Source organism: Citrobacter sp. Ce129, from assembly GCF_030334545.1.
In the GTDB taxonomy this organism is placed as follows: domain Bacteria; phylum Pseudomonadota; class Gammaproteobacteria; order Enterobacterales; family Enterobacteriaceae; genus Citrobacter; species Citrobacter europaeus.
On sequence record NZ_JAOWDS010000073.1, the window covers coordinates 89,471 to 114,727 of the forward strand.

Consider the following 25,257-nt stretch of genomic DNA (forward strand, 5'->3'; position numbering starts at 1 on the left):
GAAGTGTCAATGAAAGACAGTACAATTCAGATTTACTTCATAACTATAGATCTCATTTATTAAGTTAATATTAAGGAAAAAGTAAAAATCAATAAGAATTTAGACAAAAAAAAGCCCAGACAATTAGAGCTGGGCTTAAAAAACAAAAAGCATTCAGCAATAGCGCTGAATGATATATTTACATATTTAAATTAACATCTACTTTAAACGTAATCGTCCAGTGGTCAAAAAAGACATAAACTGGAAGTTTGCGTAGAAGGTTAAAGGTGTAACTATAATTTTTGCTACTATAGGCAATATCTCATATTGTAAAGCTATGAAGTCAATGAGTAGTGATGCACAAACTATAGCAATTAATTGATAAACTATATAATTAAAAAGTTTCCAAATGATATAGTGGCCATTATATTGGAAAATTCTCCTGACTGAAACAAAGAAAACAAACAATACAGCAGCAGTGGCACCAACAATATTAGCTAGCCAGATTGGAAGTCCTAATAAATTCAATAATGCGAAGATAGAAAAATCAATTAACCATCCCAGGCCTGAGACAACGGCGAATCTAACAATCATTGCCTACACCTTTATATTTCCTCACCTTGGATTCTATCAATATGAGCATAGGCAACATGAAACCTATAAGTTGCAATTCGTAAAGATAAAGGAAGACCGATGCAGGAGCAAAGAAAAGGAAAACAGTGGCTCTAATAAGCTCGGCACAAGCAATAACAGCTGCAAACGGCGCTCGTTTAAAAAACACTATAGCCATAAAGCACATAAGTATTTGCAAATAATTACTTGAAATGTAATCAGACCATTTCATTAAGCTTTTCATTAAATTAGCAGATAAATGAGGGTGTGGGCCAAACCCCATAAGTTCGACTGTTTGTTTCCAAGGGTTAGTTGTACTTAATAGATGATCAGATAATCCAGGAAGAATATTAAACTGTGGTGAAGCTATAGGAGGCAAAGGAAAAATATCTTTTCCCAGTATAGCTGTAAAAGATGAAAGCCGGAGGTGTAGAAAAAGTACAGGCTCCTTTATAGCACTTATAAAATACAATTTCGTAAGTTGTTTAGATACTTCAGATGTTGGTAGAGGCCTTTCTGAGGCTGTCTGATGCCAATAGACTACATTATAAGGAGACCAATTTTTTAAAGCATACTCAACATCCATAATTTTATTTAGCGACACATAAATATCTTTATACAATTGAGGATCCAACTTATCTTTGCCATAGACCAACATACCTGTTAGAGGGTTCATAACAGCAGTTGAGGCGTAAAGACGTTTCTCTTCCTCCGCGCGATGACGATCTGGATACACCAATGGTTCTACGACCTTATTTATAGCCCCCCAACTCATTGCTATAAGCAGTAAAACCGAGAACAATTTAACACTCGGTTTAAAAGTTAATATGCTAAGACCGATAGCGATAAAAATTAATGAAGGAACGTTATCAATACGTAATAATGCTAATGCAATGCCAAGTACAAAAAGTGTAACTGTAAAAAATAGTTTTGCATTTAAATTAAGTTTTCGCCAATATATTGCCAGGCAAAAACTGCCAAGCATGAATAGAGCAAGAGTCAAACCATTGAAAGCATCACGGAGATGAGTAAGCATCCCCAACATAATTACTGTCAATGGAATATAAACAATAGCCCAGATGACCCCCCACCACGCCAACTTACCCTGGTAATAACGAAAAAATAAAGAGCATGAACCAAGCAAAACAACAGAGGTAGCCAGAAACGACCATACTGTGATGACTTGTGGCATATTTGACAATAAAAATCCACCTATGATTAGGGGATAACCAATTCCGTACCAGAGAGTAATTTGACCTCCTTGCGCCTGAATATAAGGAGAAAAGCCATCCCACCCTAGAACAGCTGGCCATCCGATCACCATAGCAATGAGCAACCACCCAAAGATGCCAAAGCACACTATCCAAATCTTTTTAGATTGGGCATTTATCGCAGAACTAATCAGGCAACGCATTATTGCAAATAAAAAATAAGTCAAAAGAACGAAACTGATACAAACGAGTACAAATGCCACTTTCATAGCTGTAAAGCTACCAAAGTCAGGGTAGTTGAAAGAGGTTAATTTTACACCCTCACCTTTCTCATTTACACTCAAAGCCTTATAAACACCAGGTTTAAGAGCACTGATACGGATCAGAGTTGAGAACTCTGAGTTATTTTTGTCAGTTACAGAAACTGAATTAACCCACTGGGAGTACCTTTCCCATGCAGCGGAGTAGATTACTGCACGCGAACTAGTAACTGTAAGTACATCCTTATTTTTTGAAATATAGACAAAATACTTATCCGTGTTTTTATTTCGTTCAACATTTACTAATTGATATTTTATATGCCCATCAGTTAACCATATATGAGGGTTGTCACCGAAGATTTGATAAACGCAACCTTTACTTTCTTTTGAAAAGTCACAGACTTGCTCTGTTTGAATAGCTTCTCCGTCAAGCAGAACACGAGAGAATGAACCGTCACTTACTTCAAGATGCCACTCAGATGAGCTTGAGTTAGGATAGTTTTCGGTATGAACAGAACCTGTTTTCACAGGAAATGTTAAGGCTTTAGTAAAGCCATAACCAGCATCGAATGACATTTTTGATGGAGAGCCATTCCCGGAAAGGACTACTAATTCCAGGTCGCCTGTATAAGAGATATCCTTGACGTACCACAGAGAAGCGCCAGTTACTACCAAACACAGGGCTAATAGTTTTGCAATTTCAGATTGTCGCCCACTACCTGGAGTTGTAAGGGCAAAAAAAAGTAGGCTAAGCGATATAAATATTGAAATCCTCTGCAGCCAACTCTTCCAAGAAACAGCGCCATCAGGAAGTGGGATGTTAATTGTATGCGCGTTGGAAGAATAGAGATCAATTTCTCGCTCATCATTACCTATTTTTAATTTAGCAATACCAGAGTATGCATGACTAGTTAAACTGAGATGCGAGTCATTGCTCCATTGGCCAGAAAATGTGATTGTATTTGGCTGGTTCTGATAAGAAACATATACTCCGGGTCTTTTTTCCCAGCCGGGATATGAAACAGAAATATGTGATTTAGGATTCGTAACGAATTGAACAAAAACCTCAGAAGATATCGACTCAGGATTTTTCTGTCCCGTAGCAGTGATACTGACCACTGGAAAATCATTCTGAACTAATGGAACTGAAAAAGTGAAAAAGAGAGCAGCCACTAGTGGCGCTATTACCCATATAGATATTGCTTTTTTGTCTTTTGTAATAAAAAAGAAAGAAACAGCACCACTAACAGATAATATCAAAGAGTAAATTACATTACCCAATGACAACGAACTATATAGAGGGGCTAGAAACAGCAATATTAACGCAAGGAAAAAACATATGGGGTATAAGCTTTTAGCATTTCGCATTTGCAAGAAATTCACTAAGTTAGTTAAACCTGAGGTTTTTTAGCAGACATGAAACATTGGACTTCTGTTGGTGTTCCAAGCGGAGAAACGGCATCAAAAGGTACCTGATGAATATAAACATCAAGACCTTTTTGAATCATCTCACGGTACATTGGTGCAATATATTTCTCACCTTTTTCCATATTTGAGGAATCTTTATAGTATTCAGAATAAATATCACGATAAAGATTAAAGGAAGAGAACCAATAGAGACCAATAGTCGCATGTTCAGAAATGCGAACTTTCTCTCGTAAATCGATAACACGATTATCAACATCAACTTGCGCAAAACTCCACCCCTCACCTTTACCAGGAAAACATGGAATCCAGCCATCCCCCTGTACAGCACTCACAGGTAGCGAGTCAGGGTGAACAAAGGTATCTATATTGTATACAATAAAAGGAAGTTCTGGCTCAGTAATCAAATCACCACCAAGCAATGCTGAGGTGGCTTGCCCATCTGTAAGTTCATCAATTTCAAGTATTTTGCATGACTTAATATTAGCTTTACAGGATTGCTCCTCAATAAAGCTCTTTGCGTTATCCTCTTTTCTAACAACAAAAATAAAATTGGCACCTGCATCAATAAACGTTTTCAAACTGGACATTGACCAATAAAATAACGTATGTCCATGAACAACGATCTCATACTTAGGACATGTATACCCAGCATCCCTAAAGCGCTTACCCAACCCAGCCATTGTAATTACAATATTCATATTATTGACCTCCTGGCTCATCACCAATTAATGCCAGAATTTCTTCATAAGATAATTTTAAAAATTCATCAGGGCGTATACTTTTATCATCTACATAGAATCCACCACGACCGGGCCAGGGTTTTCCCAGGTGCATTTCATCATATGGAATATTATGGCGTTCCAGCCATTCCATAAGTTGCTTACCCGTTACTGCTGCAATACGTCCAATATTTCCCTGGAATGTATTCATGTTTCTTGCAGAATATAATATGATATAAAAACCTTTTGCTTTATACTCGCGAAGTAAACTAATCATATCCTCAAATGGTTCAAGCTCTGAATAATCCTCATCGGGCTTGCGAATTGGACATAATGTACCATCAACATCAAATACAATACTTCTTGTTTTATTAATCATTATAATTCCTTAAAGCTGTGTTTCAATTTCATCCAGGATTATTTCGGCATTAATTAAAAAAGCGATAACTTTTTTAGGTGAATCAATGTGCAGAGGCACCATACTTAGAAATAGTGAAGCCTCAAATAAACGAATGAGCACAGGGTTATAACCTATTTCTTTTAATTTGTTCTGGAATATATTTTTCGCCCATAATGGACTACTATTATCCAACGTAAGTCTTACACTGAGATTTTTTTCTAGATCTAGCGAGCAGAGTCCATAATTTATAAAATCATAATTTCCGCATACTGAGTGTGATAGTTTAGCAAGATCATAGTAAGGGCTGACATAAAGCTCATCTTCAGTATTGGCCCCACGCGGGTCAATGAATCGCATCAACCCTGTTGTTTTACTGTACAAGATGTTAGAAAAACACAAATCGCCATGACCGATTCTTAACTCGTTTGAAGATTGCGAACGACCATATTTATCAAATAGGGAGTAATAGCGTTGGAATAGTGAGTCAATATCACCAAAGCGAGAATTGATATAAGGCTCCAACGATGGATATTCAGGTAAAGACTTCAATTGTAAAAGACGTTCTTTTACCTTACCGAAAAATGCGTCATTATGGATTTCTTGTGCTGTTACACTATCTACCTTTTTCACTGGCCGAAGTTTTATAAAGTGGAATACTTTATCAATAAAACGTTCAAAATTTAGTTCATTCATCGACCCATGGATCCATTGAAGTGCCATATCAGGCACAAAAAGGCGTTCCATTTTATAGCTCGCTCCAGTTGATTCCAACCTGAAATCATATGTCTGTATAAAGAACATCTTCAACTCTGGAGGTAACAGATCGTAATACTTACATTCTCGCTCAAGTTTTTTATAATCAGTTGAATATTTGATTAAAGTGAAATTATCAATTGGTTGAACTGAATTAAAAAAGCGAACATCGAAATTACTGGTAAGATAATCTGTAAATCGCAAGGGATCACACATATCGATAAGTTCAACATCACTTTTTAGTAACTTGAGATTATCGATAAAGTTAAATATAAAGTCTCTAGGTTTAGAGTTATGTTCAAGAGCATTTAAAAGTTCTCGTGCTGTTTGACCAACAACCGCACTAAGATAAATATCTTTTACACCAGTTAAAGTTTCATTTCCAACGATGGCAACTGAAGACCTTGTATAACTTATTTTTTTAAGAAAAAGGGAAGCATCTATCTCATCACATCCAAATGCAACATAAGATGGCATATACATAACAACTAAATTTTGTGTATTCAAATAACCGAGTTGTCTTATTTTTTCGACATCGCTTTGAACATCACCTGATATTTCCACAAACTTGATATTAGCTTCCGCGCAAATATCACTAACCCATTTATCCAATGAACGTTTGCGATAATAAATATCAGAAAATTTGCTGACACCTAAAAGATTTGATATGTCCTGGGGAACAGGTATCGAATTATCATATACCATTACAACCGTCATTTTTATTCCTTTTATTTTTTTAAATTCATCTGCATGTAGAAAAATAGTGAGACGTAACCAAAAATAATTAATAGAGTATTTTTCACTGCATCAACAGTTATTAGCTGCACTAACGATTTTGGGGAGTCAGTGAGAACAAACGAAAATTGAGCTAATAAGTCCTTAACAATTGGGATAATTTGTGTGTGGTCTAAGAAAAGCATTAATGATACTAGTTCAAAAATCCAGATAAAAATTGTTAATATTGATAGAGTCAAAATTTTTTCAGAAACAATTGGCCTTACTTTTTCTAAAATACTGGAGATAATATCTAGTAAATGCAGTATTTTTATAGCCTTACGGCCCCTGTAAGATCTTATCACATGTAGATTTAACGCACTTAACTGCTCTGGGAGAACAAAAAACATAACAATGCTAAAAAAAACAAATGCAAGCATTATCCACAATAATCCCCACATCCCTGCTAAAACCTGTGCACCGCCCGAAAGATAGATTAATAGAGCTAAAATACTTAGAGCAACAACATCAAATATTCTTTCAATCCATACAATTAAAATGCCTTTGCAGTAATTGTTTTCCCATCGAGACACTTCATTTATTCTTATTAACTCTCCGAGTTTGAATGGTATTACAGCCGAACATGCTGCTGTATAGAAATGCAAAGAGAGCAATTTCCGTATTTTTTGTGCCTTCAATAATACACCTAAACGTATTGCACGGAGAAAATGAGCGAGGATATATGCAACAGTGGGTACAATAAGAGCCGTAGCGAAACTGCTGAAGTCATATTTTGTTAAAGAGCTGACTGAAAAATACACAAATGCCAAACTACCAACTATTGTAGGGCATAGCTTTAATTGTGTTCTTCGAGAGAAAGTCATTTTAAAAATCCCTGCGATGATGCTGTTCCATAATTGTAAATTTATAACTATTAAATTCGCGACCAGAATAATTATTGGTCAGGAATTTATTACGCATAAATACATATCGGAGTAATATTTTCAATACTTCACGAGACTGTTTAAATAATTTGACATTAGATATCTGATCGTCTTCACGCCATGTAATGGGAAAGAATTCCATATCCCATTTCCAATTTACTGTTGCTAAAATCATGAAGTAATTAAATGTCAAATTATTAGCAAAACCTTGATAATTTACTGAAGCTAAGGCTTTAACACTGTACATGTTTAAACCGGAACCCAAATCAAATAGCTTTTTCCCACATGCCATTGAAAATAAATTATTAAAAACATAATTACCAAAAGTCCGAAACAAAGAATATCCTTCTAATTTTGATTTCGGCATGAATCTTGCCCCTAGAAGGCAATCTTTGTCTCTGTGCTTACCTTCGATAATTAGTGGTAGAAGATCAGAAAGCGTTCCTTGATCATCACCATGCAAGACAATAATGTAATCAAACTTATTGTCAAGAGCATATTGAAATGCAGCTTTATGAGAACCACCTAATCCATAATTATCATTGTTACGTACAATTGTCACTGGCGTTTCAATATTTTTCGCTGCTTCAGATGCCGCAATTAACGTATTATCGGTGCTTTGGTTATCAACAACAATAACTTCATTTATGATTTCATTTATATTTAGGCATTGATTAAGCACACGAGGAATTTGTTTTTCACAATTATAAGCAGGAATAAACAAAAGAATTTTATCTTGCATTGATTTGCCCTAATAATATCAGAATTTATAATTATCACAAGTATACAAACTATTACCCAAAACCAATAGGATAGGTAATGTTAACTATAATTCAAGTTTTGTCCGAAGATACACCAGATAACAGTGTATGTGAATATTAAATAAAGTTGTTTTAGTTCAACCATATTTAAATAAAACAGCGATGAAATTTATATATATAAATTATTATAAATGCTTACTTCAAAAAGACAGCAAGCATTTTATTTAATGCACATTATCACTTCTAAAAAAAGAGATTAATTAATCCATTCAGTATGATATACACCATCTTTATCTATACGTTTATAAGTATGTGCACCAAAATAATCACGTTGTGCCTGGATCAAATTTGCAGGGAGAACTTCTGCTCTATAGCTATCATAATACGCGATTGCAGCTGAGAATGTTGGTGCAGGGATACCATTTTGTACCGCATAGGCTACCACATCACGCAGAGCTTGCTGGTATTCATCAGCAATATTCTTGAAGTAGGGATCCAGCAGCAGGTTCGCGATTTTATCATTGTTAGCATAAGCATCAGTGATTTTCTGCAAGAACTGTGCACGAATGATGCAGCCAGCACGGAAAATCTTCGCGATCTCACCGTATTGCAGATCCCACTTATATTCATCAGATGCAGCACGCAATTGCGAGAATCCTTGTGCATAAGACACAATTTTCCCCAGATATAATGCACGACGAACTTTCTCAATAAACTCTACTTTGTCACCTGCAAGCTGAGCTTTAGGTCCGGTCAAGACCTTAGAAGCTGCTACGCGTTGGTCTTTCAGGGAGGAGATATACCGAGCGAATACAGATTCGGTAATTAGAGATAGCGGTTCGCCCAAGTCCAGAGAACTCTGACTGGTCCATTTACCAGTGCCTTTGTTAGCCGCTTCATCCAGGATCACATCAACCAGGAATTTACCCTCTTCATCTTTTTTGGTGAAAATGTCTTTGGTAATGTCGATCAGGTAACTGCTCAGCTCACCTTCATTCCACTTGGTAAAAGTGTCTGCCAGCTCTTCGTTTGACAGGTTAAGCCCACCTTTTAGCAAAGAATAGGCTTCAGCAATCAGTTGCATATCGCCGTACTCAATACCATTGTGGACCATTTTCACGTAATGGCCTGCACCATCAGCGCCGATATAAGTTACACACGGTTCGCCATCTTCAGCAACAGCCGCGATTTTAGTCAATATTGGAGCAACTAACTCGTACGCTTCTTTCTGACCACCAGGCATAATAGATGGACCTTTCAACGCCCCTTCTTCACCACCGGATACACCGGTGCCGATGAAATTGAAACCTTCGGCGGACAGTTCCCGGTTACGGCGAATAGTATCCTGGAAGAAAGTATTACCGCCATCAATGATGATGTCACCTTTTTCCAGATACGGCTTAAGTGAATCAATGGCAGCATCTGTACCCGCCCCCGCCTTCACCATTAACAGGATACGACGAGGAGTTTCAAGTGATTCAACAAACTCTTTTACCGTGTAGTAAGGAACCAGTTTCTTATCCGGATTCTCAGCAATGACTTCTTCGGTCTTTTCACGGGAGCGGTTGAATACGGAAACGGTATAACCGCGGCTTTCAATGTTGAGCGCCAGGTTGCGCCCCATTACTGCCATACCGACGACGCCGATCTGCTGCTTAGACATTATATACTCCTGTCAGGTTTTTATTGTGTATAGGTGTAATGCACTTTTACTGGTGGCAACACAATACACCAATTTAAGTTTACCACGTTACCAACTTTGATATTAAAATTCGTGTCAAAACTGGCGGTTTAAAGTACTGAATCAAAAAAAGATTTAAAATTTTGAGACTTAATACTCCAGTCCCACTTTTTAATCGTCTCAATATTTTCGTTTGACAAGTTACTGATCAATGACTCTCTTTCAAAATAGAACTTTCTTAATTTTTCTTTTAATGCTTTCTGTGAACGCTCAGCGAGTAGCCATTCCTTTTGAAGGGGGCCAAAAGCATCACGAACGACACCAACATCTGTAGATATTACTGGTACCCCGCACGCCATTGATTCTAGAACAGGGTTAGGTGTCCCTTCAATTTTTGAAGGGCATACATAAAGATCAATTTTTGCATAATAATTGACCATTTCAGTATGAGGAATAAAACCATTCTGCCGATCGGCTAGTTCTAGTCTGATACTTAGACCTTCCATTTGGAGTTCCTCAACCGCTGGCTTTAATATTGAATGAAAACCTTTAAAATCCTCAATATCACCAGCCCATTTCGAGTTACCAGCCCAGCCGACAACAAGTTCGCGATCTTGTATATTATTGAAACGAGTTAAATTAACCGGCTTAAATAAAGTAAGATCCACCCCATCTTCTGTAACTATTTTAGGGCTAGGGTAGCAAGATATATCATTATATATCTTAAAAAGTTTAGATGAGCAAACACTATAAGCAACTATTTTTTCGTTATAGAATGATTGCCTCTCCAGAATTTCATCATGTGATAAAAAAAGATGATCATAGATTGTTGTTGTAAACTTCCGTCCTTTAATAAACCGTTCATCAAATTCTATATCACTAATCCCAATCTCTTTGTTGTAAAGGGTATAATAAGAATTATTCTGCGCTCTAATAAATTCACGCCAAAAAAAATGAACAAGATCACAATCCTTTGTCATCATTAAAACGTGATGTAAATTTGAAATCAATTGAGTAGGTATGATCATAAAGTCATAATAACTACTCAAATTTTTCTTTAGTTGATTTGCTATATTCGCAAAAGCCCAGTTTTCAGCATCAATGATCAATGCAATTTTAGGTTTCTTGATCGGAAAATCTAATTTTTCAATTATTGTATCTGATTCTGATAACTTTTCGTTCCTTTTACCACAAATCGAACTAATTATATTATCACTAAGCAATACGTTATGTTTATTTTGAAAAGAGTTTAAAGAATGCGTTAACAATTTAGTATCAAAGGACGTCTCTGCTTTTTTAAAGTCATGTTGTGCTATCTTATGCTTCTCAATTATACTGTTTTTACTATTTCCAATGAACAACCCACTATTTCGTAACCTAATCGAAAAATCAATCAGTTCAATACCAAAGCTAAGATTCTCATCGAAATAACCAATATTTGAAAAAATAAGATGGTTAATTAAATGGGCCTTGTTCTCAAGAAATCCAGAAAAATAAAAAGATTGTTGTTCTATTGAACTTTCAAAGATAATCTCTGTTACCTTTTTATCAAGCCTAATTTGATAGTCACTATATTCCAGTGTCAAACTACCATTCATTGATATTCGGTTTGAATCTTTACTAATCAAAACAGGAAAATTGTAACTAACACAAGGTTGATGTTTTATATCATCATTAACTAATAATAACTCTTCCTTGGAGAATAAGAAATTTAAAGCGACAAATAACACCCACTGAGTATTTATCTCTTTTAGTAAAATATTCTTGATTTTTGAATCAGTTGTCGAGTCTTCAAAATAACGAATATGGATATTTTTTTCGCTTTCAGTTGATTGTGCAGCCAGTATCTCATGGGCATTGTTTTTACTATATTTTACTGCTAAATATACTTTCCCTAAAAAATCCTCGCTAACATACCCATTGCGTTTTATTTCTCCCACAGCATTCTTAGCATTTTCTTCAGTTATAATTATAATAGATAAATTTTTAAAGTTCTTCCCTAGTGCTTTTTCTTCTTGAGTCAAAATACCAATATCGTCTTCATAAAGAAATACAGATTTAATTGAGGGAATATGATTTCTTGTCATTATTATTCATCCATGAAATTTACGATACATTTTCAGAACTAATTTTTTTGCAAATACTGGAACATATTTTGACATTCTCAGATAACGATAATAACCAATTTTCATCACGTCAACATTATAACTTAAATCATTAACTTTATTCTTCAACTCAATTATCTGCTTATTCAAGTCAATTATCTGATTATTCAAGTTAAAAGTTTCTTCTTCTGCCTGTCGTGCATTCTTATGAATTTGTTGTTGTAAAATATCTTTTTGCAGATCAAGTTTTGAAACACTCTCTTTTAAGATCTTATTCTCCGAATCAGCAGCCATCAAAAAAAGTGTTTTTCTTCTGAATTCAACTTCTAATTCTTGTACTCTATTTCTTAACGCATCATTATCATCTCTAAGCTGAGATATGATGTCATATTCGATAGCCTCAAATATCTTTTTATAAGCATCCATTCCGAACGGAAATATTCCGGATGAGAATGAAATATTGGAAGCGTTCCATATACCGCAGTAAAAGCTACAGTTAGATGTATCTAGTGGTAAGGTTGAATCATTCTCAATTATCAAACCACCTTCAGAACGATATTGTCTCATCCATGATGTCCCAAGCGGCTGGTATTCATTACTATATAATGGGGCTGTTCCGAACCCCCATACAGTACTCCCAAGCCCCCAAGAAACAGCATTGCCTAATACTGATTGAGTCAATTTTGAAAAATCTTCAAACGTGTATTTACGAATGTGAAAAGGATTCGACTCATTTTCAGTAGGAAAATACCAATAATCATTAGGACATGTAATGTAAAAAATAGCATCTTCTTTAGCTACTTTTTTCATTGTTTTCAATAAAGCTTCAGGGTCTTGAACATGCTCGATTGTTTCTATTGAAACAACAACATCAAATACACTTTCACCAAGCAACTGTGCTACCGTTTGCGCATCACCCGCTATATATTCCGCCCCAGTTGAGCCAAACAATTGTTTTGCTTTTTCAATAGTCTCGACAGAAATATCCACGCCGACAACCTTTTTAGCACCATATTGCATGAGAAGTGCGGAACCATATCCCTCACCACATGCGAGATCCAACACAGTTTTATCTTTAATATGATTAAGTATATTTGCATATCTGGCAAGGTGAATCGCAGCCTCTTCTAATGGGTGCGCAGGCTTCATATCGAGATCTAAGCGTTCCATAAAATATCCTGTCTAGTTTGCTGTAAGGCTTGTTGTTTCATGTATTTAGATTTTTGTGATAGCGTTAATGGGGATGTTTAAAATAGATAATAGATTTATATTTACAATTGATGAGTCAAAATTCATTTTTGCAATATTATAACTTGCTTCACCCATTTTTTTTATTTCATCAGGATTATTCAAAAAATAAATCATTTTATCGGCGAGTTCTTCTGAAGATTTAGGCTTAATCAAAAACCCATTAACACCATCAACCACCGTATCTCGGCAGCCTGGCACATCGCTGGTTATGACGGCGCGTCCCATTGCCATCGCCTCCTGTGTACTCCTCGGAAACCCTTCACGCCAGGAAGGCAATACAAATACACTCGCTTTAGCAAGCCAGTCCTGCACGTTATCTACGTGGCCAGGTAACTCAATGATGTTATTACACTTCAAATCATTAAGCCGCTCTATAGTTAAGCTCCCCGGATTATGGAGATCCAGATGACCCAGCATGCAAAAATGAGTTTCAGGAAATTTCTTTTTGACTACTTTTGCAGCCTCAATAAATTCATAAACTCCCTTTTCTTGTAAAAATCTAGCGACAAAAATGAAAGACACTGGATCAACAGGCGGTGGGCAGTAGGGATAATCAGACATATTTAATCCAATACCCCCTAATATATGAACCTTTTTGACTTGAATTTTTTCATTAACTAAAAGGTCTCGCTTATCATCCGCATTAAGCAAGATGAGACTTTCAATATGTCTGAAGCTTAATTTGTAAAGTGATACTAATATTTTTTTCAGTAATTTAGTCCGTAATGAAACCTGCCCTCCAGAATTGGTAAAGAAAAAACCAAGCCCTTCAAGCATTGCATAACGCTTTTGTATTCTTGCAAATTTTGCTGCTAAAGTACCAAAAATGGCTGGCTTTGAAAAATATGAAAATGCCAGGTCCAACTTAAGTGATTTTAGAATCTTATATAATTTATAGGTATTGATAATATCAGAAAATGGATTTAGCCCTGTTCGACTGAAACGGTAATGTACTGGTATAGCACCAAATGATTTAACTTTTTCTTTTGTTACATCATCATAGTCAATTGCAAACGCATACACAACATGGCCATTTTTATGTAATAAATTAATCAGTTCTTTTCTGAATTGGATTAGACTTTCTGCTGTAGTACCGATTAATGCTATTTTCATAGGTGAGTTCTAGATTCTGTTTTTCTGTATGCGCAGGTAGATATCTTCCCATTGAGATACGATTTTTTTAGCAGAAAATTTCTCAATGACTCTTTCCCGAGCACGATAGCCACTTCCTCTACGCTGTTCAACATCTAATGATTCAATTTGTTGCATCGCAGCGGTTAAGTGATGTACATCATTAACCGAAATTGTTATGCCAAAATCCTGTCCATTTCCAATAATTTCTGCCGGCCCACCACAGTTTGTTGCGACAACTGGCAATCCGCATGCCATAGATTCGGCAACGACGAGTGCAAATCCTTCATAGTCTGAGGCCAGCACAAAAGCATCGGAATCATGATAATAATCAACAACATTATCTTTTTTCCCCAAGAGAGTAACTCGTTCGCTTAGAGAATTGTGATCGATAAATGTTTGTAATGAGAGTCGTTCCTCGCCTTCTCCAATTATGATGAGTTCACTATGTGGCAACTTCATCATCGCTTGCAAAATCAGCAGTTGATTTTTTACTTTTACAAGCCGCCCAACGGTTATCCAGCGAAATCGTTTCCTGCTCTGTCTATCAATGATACGAAAATGATCAATATTGATACAATTATAAACAGTAAGTGTTTTCTCTGATGGAAATACTTTGTCGTTAATAAACCGCTGCCGTGCCGCATCGCTTACGACTGTATTCAAGTCACTGAATTTATTAGTTAAACGATAAAGCCAGTCTCTGGTACTGCCACCTTCACGAACGCTGTGCGCAGTACAAATAATAGATGTACTATCCGCCAAAAATACTCTCACAAGACGTACCAGGATATTGGCATGAAACATATGCGAATGCACAATATCTGGAGAATTCTGTCTCATCAACCTGGCTAATTTAAATGCTGCAAATGGTAAAGCTAATTTGGACTTCATCCCCAATGAAACAACTGGGATGTTATTTCTAATTAGCCTATCGATCAAATCAACTGGTGGTGTAAGCGAAATTAACCGAACAGAATGCCCACACCTTTTAAGCTCGAGAAGCAGTTCAACTACCTGCATTTCCGCGCCTCCGACATTCATGCCTGTAATGACATAATCAATTTTCACTCATACCACCTGTTTTTTTAAATCACACTATCCATATATTTATTTAGTACTTCTTCCGGATCTCCAATCATCTTTGGTTTACCGCCCTCTAGCCACAGGACTTTATTACAAGTTTTCAGAATGACATTATTGTCATGCGAAGACAACACAACTACCTTTGCCCTCTCCTGTAATTCCTCGAATCTTTTCTTTGCTTTATTTAAGAAGGAAGCATCGCCAGTACCAATAATTTCGTCGAGTAGAAGTACATCTGGATCAACTGAAGTTGATACTGCAAATGCTAATCTCACGCGCATGCCGGTAGAGTAGACACGAATTGGTAGATTCAGATAATCACCTAGTTCAGTGAAACAAGCGATCTCTTCTATTTTGGATTCGATTTCTGCATTCGTCATACCTAGTAATAAACCACGTAGCTTTATATTTTGGTATCCTGTGGAATCATCATCCATCCCTAGAGCGATGTCCAACAGAGGAACTATCTTACCCTTTCGTTTAATTGTGCCGGATGTTGGTTCATAAATACCAGCCAAGAGTTTCAGTAGCGTAGATTTTCCCGCACCATTGTTTCCAATAAGTCCGAGTTTATCACCTTCTTTCAGACTAAACGTCAAACCGTCCAATGATTTAACCGTAACTGTGCTGCTTTCTTTTTTTGAAGAAATTACACCACGGGTTAAATTTGCCACCTGCGATTTAAACGATCTACTTTTAGCGTCGTAAATGGGAAATTCAACACCCACATCTTTCAAGTCAATCAAATGAGACATAATAATTTACACCCAATATGCAATGCGGTTTCTACATTTTGCAAATGTAATTAGGGAGATAACTGTTCCTACGCATGCAAGGATAATGGAATTATAATAGCAGTATAGCTCTGGCATTTTGCCCACTAAAGGCGAACGAATAATCTCAATAAACCAAGCAAATGGATTTAACTTCAGCAGTAAGCTATATTTAGCCAGCATTGTTCCAGAAAATAATATCGGAGTTATGTAAAAGACAACCTGCATAAAGCTCATAACCATTTGCGGAAAATCTCTAAAACGTACAGAAATCACCGCGAACAAAGTCGCAATCCAGATCAAGTTAACAACTACGATCATAAAACCAAGTATAAAAAGAGGAAAATTCCTTAACGAAAAAACGTTGAATATAATCAACACACCAATCACTATTACTATATTATGGCAAAGCATCATAAAATTTCGCCATAACATTTGCATAATATATATGAATTTCTTAGTTGGTAATTGACTTATAAAAGAGCTGGACGATATGAAAGTAACACACCCTTCATTTATAACGCCGCTAATAAAGTTCCAGAAAACCAAACCAACTGCTAGCATCGGGAGATATTCTTTAACTTCTAGTTTAAAAAGCTCTCCATAAATCACCCCTAAGGCAATAATAAGGACCGCCATACTTAATGTAATCCAAAACGGTCCAACAATGGATCTTTTATATCTCTGTCTTAATTCCAACCAACCTAATGTAGTCCAAAGATGCCAAGATTTTATTGACGAATATATATCTGTTAGTGATTCTTTCATTGCTTCAGCTCTTTATACATCTTTTCTTTAATTAATTCTAACCGGGAGTTGTATTCCAAAACAAATGCGTTAAGCAAAACTTTAATTTCCCCGTAATTATCACGAACTAATTGTAACCGATTCCTGATTGCAGTTGGATTATCAACCTCTTTTTCAACCAAATACAATTCTAACTCAGGAAAACCTTTATATATGTTTCCGGCTGGCCCCACAACGCATGGCGTTCCGACACTTGCAGATTCCAACGCTATCATTGGCGAACATTCCGTATTCGTTACATAGCACACAACATGTAAACGAGATAGCAGTTCGATAAACCGCTTATTATTTAAATTCTCTGATAAGGCCGTAAGTTTAATATTTGAAGTAACCCACTTCATATTATTTTCAAGATGCAGGTTTGTAACTAGCTCACATTCTTTTAATGAACCAATTGCTAGTAACTGAGGAAATGGATTTTTATACCAACTGAACATTGCAGCGAACAAACCTACGCGGAAATTGGCAGAATCAGGTGCAGCTAATTTTTTAGAAAACGAAGTGCCTGATACAACATAATTCGATACTGAGAATGCACGAATACCGTAAGCATTGAGTGTTTCATCTAGCTCAGGCTTAAACGAGATGACCCCATCAACAATTCGCTCTCGGTAAAGTTCATACCATCCATCAAACGTTGAATATTGCGAGGAGTCAACCCACTGAGCAGGTGAACCATGCCATGCAAAAAATATTTTTATTTTCGGACTTAATGCCTTAATTTTTTTGGCAAGTTCCATTTGTAATTGTGTTCCACCGCTCATGATCACACTTTTTAGTGTTTTAGATGCAGCAAGTTTTTCTGCCAACCTGTTTAGATAGACATGAGTAGAAACCTGTGGGAACTCATATGAATAATATGGATATTGGATACTATCATCTTTAAAGAAACTAGCAGTTGATGTGGCAACACCAGACCAATATGCAGAGTAAAATGCTAATACTTCTTTATCTGCTATTGCATTACTATAAAACTCATCCAACAAATCATAATCAACTTGATTTGTGGTTGTTCCTGCAACCTTATAATATATTTTTCGTAGCAGGTTGTATTGTTTTAGCGTATTCATCAAATTCAAACGAAGAGCTAGTCTGCTTAGATTATAAATAGCTTTTGATATCAATCGTTCTTTAAATGATGGAGCCTTCTGCTCGCGAAGGAATATATTCTTAAATTCATTTTGCGATTTTGAACACATATCTTTGAAGAACAATGCCCATTTGTCAGCTATAAGGCCACCATCTACAAATTGCTGGCGATATGCTAAATAATTCATTCTTTGTAATTCTTCAAGACCACGTTGATCGTCAAGAAGACCTTTCAATGAATCATAAAATGCCTCTGCATCTCGAGACACAATATACTGTAGCTGCTTTTCAGGTAATACTTCATTGGCTATGCCAACATCTGTCGACACAACAGCACAACTGTTTGCCATTGCTTCAAGAAGTGGCAATGGTGTACCTTCACATTCCGAACTAATCAGTAGAATATCTGCATCAGAAAGTGTTTTAAGAATTACCTCACGATCGGTCTTACCCTTAGAACTGTCAAACTCAATATAATCAAATGTATATCCAGATTTTTTTAATTTATCTAGAGCCGGCAATACTATTGTATTCAGGCCTTTATAATCCTGGTAACCGAGGTATTCCCCCCATTTACTATTGCCAATCCATACGAGTTTTTTTCTGTCACGATTATCATAACTTTTTACCTCGCTCATTGGAATTTCTGGATTATCATAGATAACACTATGAGGAGGCGGAAAATCAGACAGTTCAGAATATAGCTCTTTCAATTTTCCGGATGTAACAAAATACCCATCCACAAAATTCATAAGAGGAATTCTTCTCTCATAGTTTGCAATATCATCATAAGTAAAAAGATGATCAGGAATATGCGTTGTAACAATATTGCTGATCAAAATTTCTTTATATTGGGGATTCCGCTGAGTGAAGTTCATCACTTCCATGAGATAATCACGCCAAAAGAAGTGTAAAATACTCTTTTCTTTTACGTTTTTATCCAGGTATATAACAAAGTCTGCCACAGTTTTAAAATCATCGGTGCAAACTATTTTTACATTAAAACCGCTTAATTCTGTTGCTATATTTTGGGCTATTCTACCGAATGCCCAATCCAACTTATCGACTATGAAAAATAAATTCATTGATACGCCATTATAATATTAAATAGATTGGTACTAGCTTCCATAGCCATTAGGGTTTTGTTTTTGCCAATTCCAGGTATGGACCATCATATCTTCAATATTGTACCTGGATTTCCAGCCTAAAATCCTTTCTGCTTTAGATACATCAGCCCAAGAAGATCCTATATCGCCCTCACGTCTGGCGACAATTTCATAATTAACTTTCTGGTTACTTGCTTTTTCAAAGGCATCAATTACTTGTAAAACTGAGACACCAGTGCCGGTACCAAGATTAAAAATGTCATATCCTTGCAATTTATCGATATACCTTAAAGCACTAACATGGCCTGCTGCAAGATCTACTACATGGATAAAGTCGCGTACTCCTGTTCCATCAATAGTTTCATAATCGCCACCATAAACGGACAGTTTTTCCAATTTGCCAATAGCAACTTGAGAAATATAAGGAACAAGATTGTTTGGAATGCCGTTCGGATCTTCCCCAATAAGGCCACTAGGATGTGCACCTGTAGGATTAAAATAACGCAGAGCAATAATTTTTAATTTATCATCAGATTTCGCATAGTCTGATAAAATCTGCTCCAGCATGACTTTAGTAGTTCCATAGGGGCATGAAGCATTTCCAATAGGATATTCCTCCAGGTTGGGAACTGGAGAATGATTACCATAAACAGTCGCAGACGAACTAAAAATGAATTTGTAAACATTTGCTTGCTTCATAACTTCAAGCAGAGTGAGGGTTCCACTGACATTATTAATGTAATATTCCAGTGGTTTCTTTACTGATTCACCAACAGATTTTAATCCTGCAAAATGAATCACTGCATCAATATCGTAGTTTTTAAAAACTTCTTCAAGCTTTTGTTTATCGTTGATATCAGCTTTAATGAATGGAATATTTTTCGAAACCAAAGACCCAACGCGATGAAGTGACTCTTGGGATGAATTACTCAGGTTATCAAGCACAACCACATCATACCCGCCCTCAATTAATTGTAAAACGGTATGTGAACCAATATAACCAGCGCCACCTGTCACAAGTATAGTCATGAAGTCTCCGAAATTGTATTAATCTTTTATGCTAATTACGTGTTCAATTATTTGATCTTATATATTTTGTAAATTAGCCTTTAACATAACGTTATCTTATTTTAACACCGAAATGTTAATTTGTTCAGACACGCTACCGCCCCTGGCTCAACAGCTACCAGTCTACTGTACACTCCAATTTTTGCGGGGCTCAACCTGTCAATTATCGATTACATTTTGACACATTTAGCCCCAGAACATTCCAAATATTGTCGTATTAATCTCACTAAGAAACAAGGAAAAATCGATTTTTGCTACAAGAAAAGGTAGAACATTGATTTTTTTACTGCTTGATTTTTATCATAAAAAAGGCAGTAGAGTCATGCTGTCTACCGATAGCATCAAGAGACTTCCCCTGCCATTTAATATGAAGTATTACCAATATAAATAATCTGTTGTCTTGATTATTCCCCGAGCAACTTCTCAATGCTCTTACGGAACTTTGGCCCTTCCTTCAGGTTACGCAGTCCGTACTTAACGAATGCCTGCATATAACCCATTTTTTTACCGCAGTCGTAGCTATCGCCTGTCATCAGCATGGCATCAACAGACTGTTTTTTAGCCAGCTCTGCAATGGCATCAGTCAGTTGAATACGTCCCCATGCGCCAGGTTGGGTATGCTCTAATTCGGCCCAAATATCAGCAGACAGCACATAACGCCCTACTGCCATCAGATCGGAATCCAGCGTCTGCGGTTGATCCGGCTTTTCAATAAATTCAACGATCCGGCTCACTTTGCCTTCGTTATCCAAAGGCTCTTTGGTCTGAATAACCGAGTATTCTGACAGATCGCCTTCCATACGTTTTGCCAGCACCTGACTACGCCCGGTTTCATTAAAACGAGCAACCATGGCAGCCAGGTTGTAGCGCAGAGGATCTGCACTCGCGGTATCCAGAACGACGTCCGGTAATACGACGACAAACGGGTTATCCCCAACAATTGGGCGAGCGCAAAGAATGGAATGACCTAAGCCCAGCAACTGAGCCTGACGAACGTTCATAATAGTCACGCCAGGGGGACAAATAGACTGCACCTCGGCTAAAAGCTGGCGCTTAACACGCTGCTCAAGCAACGATTCGAGTTCGTAAGAGGTGTCGAAGTGGTTCTCAACCGCGTTCTTAGACGCATGAGTTACCAGAACGATTTCTTTGATACCTGCAGCTACAATTTCGTCGACAATGTATTGAATCATCGGCTTGTCTACGATCGGCAGCATCTCTTTAGGGATTGCCTTCGTGGCAGGCAACATGTGCATCCCCAGACCTGCTACCGGAATAACTGCTTTCAAATTAATCATTAAGTCATTCACCTATTCAATTGTTGCTGAATTATAGCTTTTTAGCTTGTTTTAGCCAGTATGAATTACATTACTCCGATGCAGCGTATGTTACGCCGCTTAACTGCGGAATGCAGTAATCTTAATCCCAGGGAGGTGCAACTTTAGCCAGGAATGGTCGCAAAGTTACCCCCCCTTCCCTGGCAGTCGAAAATTCACCGCTTCAACATTCACCACCTGATGGTTTATGCGGTCAATGTCAACTGAACTTTGTCCCGTTTCGTTTACCGCATGGACATTTGCCAGTGAGAGCAATGTGTCCTGTTTAGCCATAAACTTGCCGCGTACATCCTTACGGAGATCGAAGTGCATCTTAAGCGCGGGCCCTGTTACAGATTGCTGCATCACCCTGATGTTACGCAGGAAAAGATGCTGTGGTTGGTTGTGAAACTCAAGCGTAGCGCGCTTCATCTCCACGTTGGTAATGGCCACGAATGATGTTGCATTACCCGATGAGATCTGAATACCGCGTAATTTGTATTCAAGTTTGGTGTTATCGAGATGGATATTATTCAACTTAAAGTTTTGTGGAATGGATAAATATCGCCCTTTGATCACACCATAACCAATGAGCATACCCGCGCTATTTTCCATATTGATATTATCAATGACGAAATTATCACATCCATAAATAGCGACCGTCGCATTATCGATGCCCGCTTTCTTACTGTAATTCGGGGTGATATTTCGCGCGGTAATATTACGAATGATAAAATGCTTGCCGTTCTCCACATGGACTAACTGTCGACAGTCGGTACCAGTGATGTTCGCCACGACAAAGTTTTTTATCGCCAGCTCATCGGGATAGGTATTGTCATAGGTACTGCCCGCCAGCCCGATGCCTATGCCCCAGTTCACATTGCCGTTGGTACAGTTGATACGTTCGATGACGTGGTCAGAAATGAGGATGTTGCTGTCGTTAATCGCCACATTCCACTCAATGGCATCGCCCTGAAGATCGCTAAAACGGCAGTGGGTAATCTTCACACCATCCATACGGTTATGAAAACCCTGTCGCAGGATCCCGTAGTTAGCGCGCGTGACGGTAATATCATCGATAGTCAGATTGCGCATCAGCCTTGAGGTTTTTCCGCCGATATAGATTTGCGTCACCTGGCCGAAACCACTCATGGCAATCCCTTTTATCACGCAGTCCGATCCCCGTACATCCAGGGTAACATTCCTCAGATTCCCGCCCTGCTCGCCCAGCACCTTACATCCATCCTGCAGAACAAAGCGGCCACGGCCATTACCGCTTATTCGACCTTGCACAGATAGTGTTTTGCCAGGGGGAATAACGATAGCGGTATTAAGATCCTTACATTCCAGTCCTTTTGGCACGACTACAGTTTGTCCTTCTTTGAACGCCTGCCGGAAAGAAGCGACCCAATCCTTTGGGTTGTAATCCTGAATGTTGACGCTGACCGGTGATTCAAGCGCCCGGACAACGGGAAAATGCAGCACGGCAAGCGCAGAGCCTGCCGTCAGAAAAGTACGGCGTGAGAGTTTGTTCTCTGACATACAACCTCGATTTACATCGTTTGTAGCAGACTGGCTAACTGTTTATTGATCGCTAATTGATTAAATTCTTTTTCAATTTTTTCGCGCGCGCACTGCACAATCGGTTGCACCTGCTCACTATCGAGTAGGCTAAATGCCGCTAATCTCTCTGCCAGAGCCTGCGCGTCATTTTCCGGTGCCAGCCAGCCAGATTTACCCGACTCGACAAGCTCCGGGATCCCACTGTGGACGGTAGAAATGACCGGGATCCCCACTGCCATCGCCTCCATCAGCGCCACTGGGATACCCTCCATATCGCCATCCCTTCCGGTGATCGACGGCAGCAAAAATACATCCGCCTGCTCAAGCATCTCCTTTACCTGATGACTGGGTTTAAAGCCGGGCATCTCAATCACATCATCAAGCTGATATTGCTCGATAAGCGTACGCAAACGACGCTCCCAGGGACCAATGCCAAGAATGCGGTAGCGAAATAAGACGCCCTGCTCTTTCAACTGCCGACAGGCTTCGATGGCGACATGCAGTCCTTTTTTCTCGGTTAACCGGGCGACAGAGATAATCTCCAGCGGTGCGGCTGGGGCTTTCAGTTGACGAGGCGTAAAACGTGTCATGTCGATACCCATACGGGAAACCGCGATTTTTTGCGGCGGGCACCCCATGTTTTTTAAACGTCCAGCCCAGAGATTACTGATGGGTAACATCAAATCTCCACGTTGAAACAGCTGCTGATATTCAGGGGTATAGTGAGCAAGCACATCCCGATGCGAAACATCAACGCCATGAAATACCGTGGCGATTTTTCCGCGGATCACCCCAAGCTCACGCAGTTTGGCGGCCGTTACGCCTGCAGGTCCAAAATGAGCGATAAAGACATCCGCCTCAAACGCCCGTGGATTCCCACCACAAATGGCCGCTAAAATCAGATTGCGCGCCTCATCGCCATAGCGTGCCACATTAAGCGCTTTCCAGGTGGCTGCGCGGATAATCCCGTGCAGCGTCGCCGCCGCTCTATACTTCAGCTTCGCCAGCTTGCTCTGTGGTTCATTCAGTAACCAGCGCGTTTTTTCACCCAGACGGTAGGTATTAAATGAAGCATGGGTATTTTCAAGATCGCCCTTCTGCAACGCGACAATCTCCACGTCGTAGCCCATATCGATAAATGCGGTAATCTGATTGAGGATAAAGGTCTCAGAGGAGAGCGGAAATTTAAGCAGGAAAAAGCCAATCTTCATTTTTCCCCCTCAATACGCGATAAAACCGACTGCACCATGCTCACCCCGCGTTCGCGCTCACGCGTAACCGCGTCGCCGAGACGTATGCGCAACTCAGGTAGCTGTCCGAGAGCATCGGCGACCTTCCCTTCCAGACTACCATCGAGCAGATGGCGAATATCGACGGCCATCTCTGGTAACCCCAACTGTTGCATAATCCCTGCCGATTTATGCTCGTAGTTAATGGCGATGGCTGGCGTCATAAAATTCATTGAGATGATGGCAGAGTGCAAGCGAGTCCCCACCGTCAGATCGCAGGCAGCCAAAATTTTCCCCATTTCCAGATCGTTGAGTTCATCCATCACCACGTGATACCGAGCCGGGTCGTTAACATACTGGCGCAGGTTTAACGCCACCATGCGATCATCTTTGTTGTAACTATCAATACCGGTGCAGGTTGACAGTGCAATCACCTGGTAACCTTCATCGAGGATGCGGTTCACCACCCCGGCAAAGGCTTGCTCATAGGCCTGCTGCGTTGTCCCCAGGCGTTTATCAAAAGGAGCCAACTCACGCAACGTTATGGCAACCGTCTTCTGTTTAGCCGCCATTTTTAACCAATGCTGGACGGCATAACCGGGTTCATAATCCTCATGATGGTTATCTACCAGCCAGGCGGTATCCACCCCGGTTTCGACTTTATCCGTGTTTATTGCACTGCGCTTCATCAGTTCCAGACTGACGGACTCACGCAAAATCAGCGCATTACAGTGTCCAAATACGTAGTTCGCCAGTTGGTTAAACTGCTCATCCTGGAATGGCCCCACGCTGTGGCCAATCATGTACAGCGGTTTTTTTGCCATAAACGAACACAGGGCATGTTCAAACTGCGGTACGCCATACAGATCGACAAAAAACGATCCACCGACCTGGATAATGGCGTCGTAGCGCGACAGCAGACGAACAAAATCGGTAAATCCCTGGGCGATAGCGATATTGCGCAGATTACCGGAATCAGTGACGCGCGAGAGCAGTACCTGGTGCTGATAGCGACGACGCAGCACTTTCTTCACGCGCCCCATGACGCCCGCTGCGTTATTGTGCTGCTTCATCTGCGAATACAGCGGATCGCCCATCACCGGGCGGTTCAGCAACCATGAGGAGCTCACCGGGTAACGGCTCATCACATCCACTTCAGTCTCGGGACGCAAGGCGGTAATGGCATCCAGCAAACCGCGCAGAATCGCGCTATCCCCACGGTTCCCACAGGTATGGTTGCCTAAAATTAGTAATTTCATTCTGACCTCTTC

At 38.9% G+C, this 25,257-nt stretch carries 20 protein-coding genes; all 20 read right to left on the reverse strand.

What is annotated here, in order from left to right:
• Positions 1-198 precede the first annotated feature (198 nt).
• The 20 genes from OGV77_RS20165 to wcaK all read right to left on the reverse strand — a co-directional run bounded on the left by OGV77_RS20165 (position 199) and on the right by wcaK (position 25,245).
• Positions 199-573 (reverse strand): GtrA family protein, encoded by a 375-nt coding sequence (locus tag OGV77_RS20165; protein WP_043016855.1) that lies wholly within the window; start codon positions 571-573, stop codon positions 199-201.
• Positions 563-3,445 carry an acyltransferase gene (locus tag OGV77_RS20170; RefSeq protein ID WP_141110915.1) on the reverse strand — a complete coding sequence of 961 codons (2,883 nt, stop codon included), beginning with the start codon at positions 3,443-3,445 and terminating at the stop codon, positions 563-565. Before OGV77_RS20170 ends, OGV77_RS20165 begins: the two co-directional genes overlap by 11 nt.
• Before the next feature lie 8 nt (positions 3,446-3,453).
• Positions 3,454-4,188, reverse strand: a complete 735-nt coding sequence (locus tag OGV77_RS20175; protein WP_170928030.1) for a glycosyltransferase family 2 protein — start codon at positions 4,186-4,188, stop codon at positions 3,454-3,456.
• A 1-nt stretch (position 4,189) separates the two neighbouring features.
• Positions 4,190-4,588 carry an HAD family hydrolase gene (locus tag OGV77_RS20180; RefSeq protein WP_085452483.1) on the reverse strand — a complete coding sequence of 133 codons (399 nt, stop codon included), beginning with the start codon at positions 4,586-4,588 and terminating at the stop codon, positions 4,190-4,192.
• A 9-nt stretch (positions 4,589-4,597) separates the two neighbouring features.
• Positions 4,598-6,079, reverse strand: coding sequence for a capsular biosynthesis protein (locus OGV77_RS20185; protein WP_087051362.1), 1,482 nt, complete (start codon positions 6,077-6,079; stop codon positions 4,598-4,600).
• Between the two features lie 11 nt (positions 6,080-6,090).
• The gene (locus tag OGV77_RS20190; protein WP_087051361.1) at positions 6,091-6,960 is read right to left on the reverse strand and encodes a lysylphosphatidylglycerol synthase domain-containing protein; all 870 of its coding nucleotides are present in this window, start codon (positions 6,958-6,960) and stop codon (positions 6,091-6,093) included.
• 1 nt (position 6,961) lies between these two features.
• Positions 6,962-7,762 carry a glycosyltransferase family 2 protein gene (locus OGV77_RS20195; protein WP_087051360.1) on the reverse strand — a complete coding sequence of 267 codons (801 nt, stop codon included), beginning with the start codon at positions 7,760-7,762 and terminating at the stop codon, positions 6,962-6,964.
• 275 nt (positions 7,763-8,037) lie between these two features.
• The gene (gene gnd, locus OGV77_RS20200) at positions 8,038-9,444 is read right to left on the reverse strand and encodes an NADP-dependent phosphogluconate dehydrogenase (protein ID WP_087051359.1); all 1,407 of its coding nucleotides are present in this window, start codon (positions 9,442-9,444) and stop codon (positions 8,038-8,040) included.
• A gap of 128 nt (positions 9,445-9,572) precedes the next feature.
• Positions 9,573-11,549, reverse strand: coding sequence for a glycosyltransferase (locus tag OGV77_RS20205; RefSeq protein ID WP_087051358.1), 1,977 nt, complete (start codon positions 11,547-11,549; stop codon positions 9,573-9,575).
• 6 nt (positions 11,550-11,555) lie between these two features.
• Positions 11,556-12,737 (reverse strand): class I SAM-dependent methyltransferase, encoded by a 1,182-nt coding sequence (locus tag OGV77_RS20210; RefSeq protein WP_087051357.1) that lies wholly within the window; start codon positions 12,735-12,737, stop codon positions 11,556-11,558.
• 45 nt (positions 12,738-12,782) lie between these two features.
• Positions 12,783-13,931, reverse strand: a complete 1,149-nt coding sequence (locus tag OGV77_RS20215) for a glycosyltransferase family 4 protein (RefSeq protein ID WP_087051356.1) — start codon at positions 13,929-13,931, stop codon at positions 12,783-12,785.
• A gap of 9 nt (positions 13,932-13,940) precedes the next feature.
• A complete protein-coding gene (locus tag OGV77_RS20220; protein ID WP_231130625.1) occupies positions 13,941-15,020 on the reverse strand; it encodes a glycosyltransferase in 1,080 nt (359 codons plus the stop codon).
• A gap of 17 nt (positions 15,021-15,037) precedes the next feature.
• The gene (gene wzt / locus OGV77_RS20225) at positions 15,038-15,790 is read right to left on the reverse strand and encodes an O89/O101/O162 family O-antigen export ABC transporter ATP-binding subunit (RefSeq protein ID WP_000018741.1); all 753 of its coding nucleotides are present in this window, start codon (positions 15,788-15,790) and stop codon (positions 15,038-15,040) included.
• A gap of 6 nt (positions 15,791-15,796) precedes the next feature.
• On the reverse strand, positions 15,797-16,576 hold the full coding sequence (gene wzm, locus OGV77_RS20230; RefSeq protein WP_043016863.1) for an O89/O101/O162 family O-antigen export ABC transporter permease subunit: 780 nt from the start codon (positions 16,574-16,576) through the stop codon (positions 15,797-15,799).
• Entirely contained in the window at positions 16,573-18,789 is a 2,217-nt protein-coding gene (locus tag OGV77_RS20235; protein WP_087051355.1) for a glycosyltransferase, read from the reverse strand. Before OGV77_RS20235 ends, wzm begins: the two co-directional genes overlap by 4 nt.
• A 33-nt stretch (positions 18,790-18,822) precedes the next feature.
• Positions 18,823-19,839, reverse strand: a complete 1,017-nt coding sequence (galE, locus tag OGV77_RS20240; protein WP_043016865.1) for a UDP-glucose 4-epimerase GalE — start codon at positions 19,837-19,839, stop codon at positions 18,823-18,825.
• Positions 19,840-20,282: 443 nt separating this feature from the next.
• On the reverse strand, positions 20,283-21,176 hold the full coding sequence (galF, locus tag OGV77_RS20245; protein WP_000609089.1) for a GalU regulator GalF: 894 nt from the start codon (positions 21,174-21,176) through the stop codon (positions 20,283-20,285).
• Positions 21,177-21,341: 165 nt separating this feature from the next.
• A complete protein-coding gene (gene wcaM, locus OGV77_RS20250) occupies positions 21,342-22,736 on the reverse strand; it encodes a colanic acid biosynthesis protein WcaM (RefSeq protein WP_087051354.1) in 1,395 nt (464 codons plus the stop codon).
• 11 nt (positions 22,737-22,747) lie between these two features.
• A complete protein-coding gene (gene wcaL / locus OGV77_RS20255; protein WP_087051353.1) occupies positions 22,748-23,968 on the reverse strand; it encodes a colanic acid biosynthesis glycosyltransferase WcaL in 1,221 nt (406 codons plus the stop codon).
• Positions 23,965-25,245 (reverse strand): colanic acid biosynthesis pyruvyl transferase WcaK, encoded by a 1,281-nt coding sequence (wcaK, locus tag OGV77_RS20260; protein WP_043016868.1) that lies wholly within the window; start codon positions 25,243-25,245, stop codon positions 23,965-23,967. The genes wcaL and wcaK overlap by 4 nt, the downstream gene beginning before the upstream one ends.
• Positions 25,246-25,257: the final 12 nt, after the last annotated feature.

Bases quoted from the DNA above. Each gene is read 5' to 3' on its own strand.
- OGV77_RS20165 (WP_043016855.1), bottom strand. From the start codon at position 573: ATGATTGTTAGATTCGCCGTTGTCTCAGGCCTGGGATGGTTAATTGAT.
- OGV77_RS20175 (WP_170928030.1), bottom strand. From the start codon at position 4,188: ATGAATATTGTAATTACAATGGCTGGGTTGGGTAAGCGCTTTAGGGAT.
- OGV77_RS20180 (WP_085452483.1), bottom strand. From the start codon at position 4,588: ATGATTAATAAAACAAGAAGTATTGTATTTGATGTTGATGGTACATTA.
- OGV77_RS20185 (WP_087051362.1), bottom strand. From the start codon at position 6,079: ATGACGGTTGTAATGGTATATGATAATTCGATACCTGTTCCCCAGGAC.
- OGV77_RS20190 (WP_087051361.1), bottom strand. From the start codon at position 6,960: ATGACTTTCTCTCGAAGAACACAATTAAAGCTATGCCCTACAATAGTT.
- OGV77_RS20195 (WP_087051360.1), bottom strand. From the start codon at position 7,762: ATGCAAGATAAAATTCTTTTGTTTATTCCTGCTTATAATTGTGAAAAA.
- gnd (WP_087051359.1), bottom strand. From the start codon at position 9,444: ATGTCTAAGCAGCAGATCGGCGTCGTCGGTATGGCAGTAATGGGGCGC.
- OGV77_RS20205 (WP_087051358.1), bottom strand. From the start codon at position 11,549: ATGACAAGAAATCATATTCCCTCAATTAAATCTGTATTTCTTTATGAA.
- OGV77_RS20210 (WP_087051357.1), bottom strand. From the start codon at position 12,737: ATGGAACGCTTAGATCTCGATATGAAGCCTGCGCACCCATTAGAAGAG.
- OGV77_RS20215 (WP_087051356.1), bottom strand. From the start codon at position 13,931: ATGAAAATAGCATTAATCGGTACTACAGCAGAAAGTCTAATCCAATTC.
- wzt (WP_000018741.1), bottom strand. From the start codon at position 15,790: ATGTCTCATTTGATTGACTTGAAAGATGTGGGTGTTGAATTTCCCATT.
- wzm (WP_043016863.1), bottom strand. From the start codon at position 16,576: ATGAAAGAATCACTAACAGATATATATTCGTCAATAAAATCTTGGCAT.
- OGV77_RS20235 (WP_087051355.1), bottom strand. From the start codon at position 18,789: ATGAATTTATTTTTCATAGTCGATAAGTTGGATTGGGCATTCGGTAGA.
- galE (WP_043016865.1), bottom strand. From the start codon at position 19,839: ATGACTATACTTGTGACAGGTGGCGCTGGTTATATTGGTTCACATACC.
- galF (WP_000609089.1), bottom strand. From the start codon at position 21,176: ATGATTAATTTGAAAGCAGTTATTCCGGTAGCAGGTCTGGGGATGCAC.
- wcaM (WP_087051354.1), bottom strand. From the start codon at position 22,736: ATGTCAGAGAACAAACTCTCACGCCGTACTTTTCTGACGGCAGGCTCT.
- wcaL (WP_087051353.1), bottom strand. From the start codon at position 23,968: ATGAAGATTGGCTTTTTCCTGCTTAAATTTCCGCTCTCCTCTGAGACC.
- wcaK (WP_043016868.1), bottom strand. From the start codon at position 25,245: ATGAAATTACTAATTTTAGGCAACCATACCTGTGGGAACCGTGGGGAT.